4 protein-coding genes and 2 pseudogenes are annotated in these 6,160 nt (G+C 60.4%); all 6 read left to right on the forward strand.

The window, feature by feature from the left end; genetic code table 11:
• Positions 1 to 763 (forward strand): MotA/TolQ/ExbB proton channel family protein (locus JCM25156_RS08235; RefSeq protein WP_025812734.1); only part of this gene is annotated, 763 nt, incomplete at its 5' end.
• 2 nt (positions 764 to 765) lie between these two features.
• A complete protein-coding gene (locus tag JCM25156_RS08240) occupies positions 766 to 1,188 on the forward strand; it encodes an ExbD/TolR family protein (protein ID WP_025812735.1) in 423 nt (140 codons plus the stop codon).
• A gap of 54 nt (positions 1,189 to 1,242) precedes the next feature.
• Positions 1,243 to 1,683 (forward strand): ExbD/TolR family protein, encoded by a 441-nt coding sequence (locus JCM25156_RS08245; RefSeq protein ID WP_025812736.1) that lies wholly within the window; start codon positions 1,243 to 1,245, stop codon positions 1,681 to 1,683.
• 488 nt (positions 1,684 to 2,171) lie between these two features.
• Complete coding sequence (locus JCM25156_RS08250) at positions 2,172 to 4,694, forward strand: TonB-dependent receptor (RefSeq protein WP_025812737.1); 2,523 nt, start codon at positions 2,172 to 2,174, stop codon at positions 4,692 to 4,694.
• A 193-nt stretch (positions 4,695 to 4,887) separates the two neighbouring features.
• Positions 4,888 to 5,702: pseudogene (locus tag JCM25156_RS32060) on the forward strand (solute carrier family 23 protein).
• Positions 5,611 to 6,152, forward strand: a pseudogene (locus JCM25156_RS32065) (solute carrier family 23 protein). The pseudogenes JCM25156_RS32060 and JCM25156_RS32065 overlap by 92 nt, the downstream one beginning before the upstream one ends.
• Positions 6,153 to 6,160: the final 8 nt, after the last annotated feature.

Raw genomic sequence — 6,160 nt, forward strand, 5'->3', positions numbered from 1 at the left:
GGACGCGACCCCACCGGCCGACGCCCCCAAGGCGCCGGAGGGCAATCCCTACGGTCTGGGCGCGCTGTGGGCCAATGGTGACTTCATCGCCCGTGGCGTGCTGCTGATCATGGTCTTCATGTCGCTTGGCACATGGTACATCATGATCACCAAGTTCTTCGAGCAGGCCCGCGTCATGGCCGCCGCCAAGCAGGTGGTCAGCGATTTCTGGACCAAGGGCTCCATCAAGGACGGTGCCGCCGCCCTGCCCGCCAACTCCCCGTTCCGCTACATTGCCGATACGGGCGTGAAGGCCGCCGAACACCACGAAGGCACGATGCAGGAATCCATCGACCTGCATTCCTGGACCACCATGTCCATCCAGCGTTCGGTTGACGTGATCCAGACCAAGCTGCAGGGCGGTCTCGCCTTCCTCGGCACGGTGGGCTCCACCTCCCCGTTCGTGGGTCTGTTCGGCACGGTGTGGGGTATCTATCACGCGCTGACGGCCATCGGCATCGCGGGTCAGGCCTCGATCGACAAGGTGGCCGGTCCGGTGGGTGAATCCCTGATCATGACCGCCATCGGCCTTGGCACGGCGGTGCCGGCGGTGCTGGGCTACAACCTGCTGGTGCGCCGCAACAAGGGGGCGATGGACCGCATCCGCAACTTCGCGGCCGACGTGCAGTCGATCCTGATGGGCGGGTATCGTCATGGTGGCGACATCACCATCCATGCCGACAACTCCCCGACCACAACGACTATCGATAACCGGGTGGCCTGATCATGGGAATGCAAGTTGGAGGTGGCGACGATGAAGACGAGGTGGTGTCGGCCATCAACACCACACCGCTTGTCGATGTCATGCTGGTGCTGCTGATCATCTTCCTGATCACCATCCCCGTCGCGACGCATACCATCAAGGTGAACCTGCCGATGGATGCCAACCAGCCCACCCGGACGTTGCAGAACAACATCGTCGTGGCGGTGACGCCGACGGGGCAGACATACTGGAACGAGACGCCGCTCAGCAGCTATGCCGATCTCGAATCCCATCTGGAGCATGTGGCGGTGGAAAATCCGCAGCCACAGATCCAGATCCGTGGGGACCAGGCCGCGCATTACGAGGGCGTGGGCCGGGTCATCGCGGCCTGTCAGCAGGCGGGTATCGTCCACATTGATTTCATTACCGAACAGCCGCACGGCTGATATCCATTCCCGGCCGGGGTTCGCACCCCGGCCATTTTCGGGAGAGTAGACACCATGGGCATGAATATCGGCTCAAACAGCACGACAGAGGATGAAGGTATTGTTGATATCAATACCACGCCGCTGATCGACGTCATGCTGGTGCTGTTGATCATGCTGATCATCACCATTCCGCTTCAGACACATTCGGTTTCGATCGATCTGCCGCAGGGCAATCCCCCGCCGTCCCAGCCCCAGCCGGACCCGATAGTGGATACGGTGGCGATCGATTTTGACAACACCATTACCTGGAATGGCGAACCCGTTCCGGATGATGCGGCCCTTCAGGCCCGGTTTACCGAAGCGGCGGCGCAGCCGGTCCAGCCCGAAATGCACATCCACCCGGACCGTCTGGCCAGCTACAAGGTCGTGGCGCGGGTTCTGGCCGATGCGCAGCGGCTTGGCGTAAGCAAGCTCGGTATCGTGGGGAGCGATCAGTTCATGGATGCGCAGTAAGCTGTGTCGTCCTGATCAGGTCCAGAGTCTGGTCAATGAAAACGGCCTCTCCTTCGGGGGAGGCCTTTTTTTATGCCGTGGGGCCAGCGCGATAATGCCTTTTTTTCGGGCAGGGCGGGCTGTAATGGCTGTGGCACCAAAGACACAAAGCCTACATTGTTGGCCGCTGTTCTGTGTCATTACGTTATGAAACCTGTTATCAAAAACAGGAAGAATCGTTATTTATCAGTAAGATGTGTCGTGAGGGGAAAGAGGGTGACACGGTGTTGTCAAATAGATAAACAGCGCGTTGCATTTTTTAAACTTTCCGGGCGCATGTGTATTTCATAAGTCAACATATATGCGGAATGTTCAGGTTCCGTAACTACCTGCGGCAGGACTGGAACAGGCTGGGCCTGCTGGTAGTCAAGGCAGACGGGGATGGCTGCCACTGGAAAACGGTAGGGCCGCCGGAACATCGGGGCGCAAACAGATTTGCGGGGGAATGAATGAAGACGGGCCGGGATATTTATAGCGCGGTAAAACGCCAGGTACGGAATGTGGGCGGTCGCACCGGTCTCGCGGGGCTGGGCATGCCGGGGCTGAAAGCGCGCCTGCGTGCCATGTCGTGCCTGGTGGGCACGGTCTGTATCGCCACGGGGGCCGATGGCTGGGCGCAGGCGGCAACGCCGGACCAGACGCAGCAGCAGGCCACGAAGCGTGTCGCCACGGCACCGAAACATACAGCCGCCGCGAAACCGGCCACGACTACGGCTGCGGCAAAGCCTGCCGGTGTGGTTGACCACCAGGGCCCGGAAGAGATTCATGTCGCGTCCTCGCGGCACGCGAATGATGGTGGCGGCGGCATGATGCGGCTGGAAACGGCGCCCCATGCGGTCCAGACCGTGAGCAAGCAGTTTATCGAAATGCGCAACCCGACCAGCACCGCGCTTGATCTGGTCAAGAACCTGCCCAGCATGAACGTGACCACGCCCGATCCTTCGGGCATGGAAGGTGGCCAGATCCAGACCCGTGGCCTGACCGATCTGGATATGGGGCTTATGCTGGACGGCGCGCCCGCGGCGGCTGCCAAATACCTCAACGAAGACATCGATTCCGAAAACCTCGAGAGCGTGGAAGTCACGCCCGGCAGCGCGGGCACTGACCTGCCGGTCATGTCCGCTGCCGGCGGTGTGCTGAGCGAGCGTTCCCACACGGCATCGCACAAATTCGGCGGCATGACGGATTTCTCCTACGGGACGAACAACATGTCGCGTGAGTTCATCCGTCTTGAATCGGGTGACATCGGCAATACCGGCGTGCGCAGCTTCTTCTCGTTCTCCAACACGCATTCACGTTCATGGATGGGTTCGGGCATCAACTCGCGTAAGCACATCGATTTCGGGCTGCAGAAGGATTGGGCCAACGGGTCCAATGCACGGCTGTTCGTTTCATGGAACTACGAAGACTTCACGATTGACGCCTATCCCGACAGCCAGGCGTTCGAGGCATACAAGCACAACGGCACCGGCTACGGCCGTAACTCCGACCCGACCAGTGACAACTACTGGAAGAACAATAACGACCACTGGAACCAGATCTTCCTGACGGCCCCGATCCATGTCGTGCTGCCCGCGAAGTTCACGTTCGACCTGCAGCCCTATTTCAGCTTTGGTCAGGGCTGGGATGGTTCGCCGGGTAACGGCACGCCTTATGTGTCCCCGTCGGGCACCACCGCCAACGGCAGTCCGTACTGGGATGTGAAGCAGGGCCAGAATAACTCGACCGCCTACTTCCTGGAAAATGAAGCACGTCAGGTTGGTGTCGTGGCGAAGATGGGCCGCCATCTCGACAAGCACAACTACCTGTCGTTTGGCTACTGGTATGAAAACAACCAGACCATCCAGAACTATCCGACCAGCAGCACCATGGCCAATGGTGCGGACCCCAGCCCGAACTGGCCATCCTATCAGCAGACGGGGTATGGCACGACTGGCGTGAATGCGGGCTACGAACTGCATGCCCTGTTCATTCAGGACACGGCTAAATATTTCAACGACAAGCTGCAGATTCACGCAGGCTTCAAGTTTGTCATGTCCGATGCGTGGGACAAGGGCTGGACCTCCAACCCCAATACCGGGTCATGGGTCTATGGCAAGAACGGCACGGCTTCCGGCCGGATGGGCGCCAATACCACCGAGCCGCTGCCGCAACTGTCGATCGGCTATACCTTTAACGATCACCACCAGATCTACATCAACGCGGAAGGCGACTATCGTGAGCCGAGCGCGACCGATCTGGGCTGGCTGGACCCGCAATATTCCAAGATGCTGAAGAACCAGTATTCCATCAAGGAAGAACTGGGCTACCGTTACCACGACAAATACGTGATGTTTGATCTGTCACTGTTCAACTACAACGTGACCAACCGCCTCATGGATACCTATATCGGCGCCAACCAGTACATGCCGATCGAGGCGGGCAACCAGACCATGCGCGGCTTCGACGCCATGATCGCGACCCGTCCGTTCCATGGCTTCAGCCCGTATGCATCGTTTGAATACCTGCACGCGACACAGGATTCGAACGTTACGGACCCCAACTCCGGCATTACCTATGCCGCGAAGGGCAAGCAGGCGATCATGGCGCCGCGCATCATGGCGAACTTTGGCCTGACGTATAAGTACAAGGGTTTCTTCGCCAACGGCAGCCTGCACTACACCGGCCCGCAGTCGGTGGCGCTTGACAACAGCGAGCGTATTCCCGGCTACGTGACGGATACCCTGTCGCTTGGCTATCACTTCAAGCCGTTCATGTATGCGAAGTCCCCGACCTTCCGCCTGAACTTCACCAACCTGACCGGCTCCATTGTCCGGACGGGCGCGATGGGGGCGATCTATCACGGTGGCCAGCAGGGCGGGTCGACCTACCCCGTGTTCTACGGTGCCGCCAACGGCCGTTTGGCTGAAGGCAACTCCTTCATGGTCGAACCGCGCTTCACCATGACGGGGACGGTCTCCACTTCCTTCTGATCACTCTCACGCATGGGAGAACCCCGCCTTTGAACAAGGGCGGGGTTCTTTGCGTCAGTGCCGCTTCGCCGTTATGAACGGTGCGGACCTGTAGTCTGGGGAAATGGATGTGACAACGGGCACGACACACCCGGTTGATGAAATGCTGCCCGCAGGCATGCTGTTCGCCTTTGGCCTCCAGCACGCGCTGGTCATGTATGCGGGCACGGTGGCGGTGCCGCTTATCTTCGCCGCCGCCATGCATCTGTCCACCGCGCAGACGGTGCTGCTGATCAATTGCGGGCTCATGACATCGGGCATCGCCACGATCGTGCAGAGTGTGGGGTTCTGGAAATTCGGCTCGCGCCTGCCATTGTGCAGGGGTCATCCTTCGCCATGCTGGCGTCCATGCTGCTGATCGGGCAGATCTACGGGGTGCGTTCGGTTTTTGGCGCGGTCATCGGTGCGGGCGTGGCCATGGTGCTTCTGGCCCCGGTCATGGCGCGGCTCATGCGGTTTTTCCCGCCGGTGGTGATCGGCTGTCTCATCACCATTATCGGGCTGACGCTGGTGCCGGTGGCGGGGCGGTGGATTGGCGGCGGGGGTGCGCCCGGTTCGCCGGGCTTCGGTAGCGTCGCGAATCTGGCGCTGGCTTTCGTCACCATTCTCATCACCGTGGCGGTACAGGCCTGGGGCAAGGGGTTTGTGGCCAATATCAGCGTGCTGGTCGGGCTGCTGGCGGGAAGTATCCTGGCTGCGCTATGCGGCATGGGACATTACGGCATGGTGGCGGACGCGCCTGGTTTGCCATCAGCACGCCCTTTGCGTTCGGCCTGCCGGAATTCCATGTCATGCCGGTGGTCATCATGCTGCTCAGCATGGTCATCATCGTGGCGGAAACCACCGGTAACTGCCTGGCGATCGGCGGGTGGTCGATATGCCGGTAACCGACGCGACCATAGCGGGCGCACTGCGGGCCGATGGCCTGTCCACCATCCTTGGCGGCCTGTTCAACAGTTTTCCCTATAACGCCTTTACGCAGAATACCGGCCTGATCGCCATAACCGATATCCGCAGCCGTTTTGTCGTGGCGGCGGCGGGCGTGGTCATGATCGGGCTGGGGCTGTTCCCCAAACTGGGCGCGCTGATCGCGGCCCTGCCGCCGCCGGTGCTGGGGGCTGCGGGCTGGTCATGTTCGGCATGACCACGATCGGGGGGGTGCGCGAACTGCTGCATGTCCGTTTTGAGGGGACGCGCAACGGGCTGATCGCCGCCGTGTCCATCGGGCTGGGCGTGCTGCCCATGGCGTGTCCGGATCTGTTTACCCATCTTGCCGGGCTGTGGCGGCTCCTGCTGGGCAATGGCGTGCTGCTGTGCATCCTGTCCGGCGTGCTGCTTAACCTGCTGGTGGGCGATGAGAAGCCCGGAGACAGGAAATCGTCAGAGCCTGAAGAAAGCGGTTTTGAAATAACCGACTGATAAAAAGA

The sequence above is a fragment of the Komagataeibacter kakiaceti JCM 25156 genome (assembly GCF_000613305.1).

Coding starts and splice junctions, on each gene's coding strand:
- JCM25156_RS08240 (WP_025812735.1), top strand. CDS start 766: ATGGGAATGCAAGTTGGAGGTGGCGACGATGAAGACGAGGTGGTGTCG.
- JCM25156_RS08245 (WP_025812736.1), top strand. CDS start 1,243: ATGGGCATGAATATCGGCTCAAACAGCACGACAGAGGATGAAGGTATT.
- JCM25156_RS08250 (WP_025812737.1), top strand. CDS start 2,172: ATGAAGACGGGCCGGGATATTTATAGCGCGGTAAAACGCCAGGTACGG.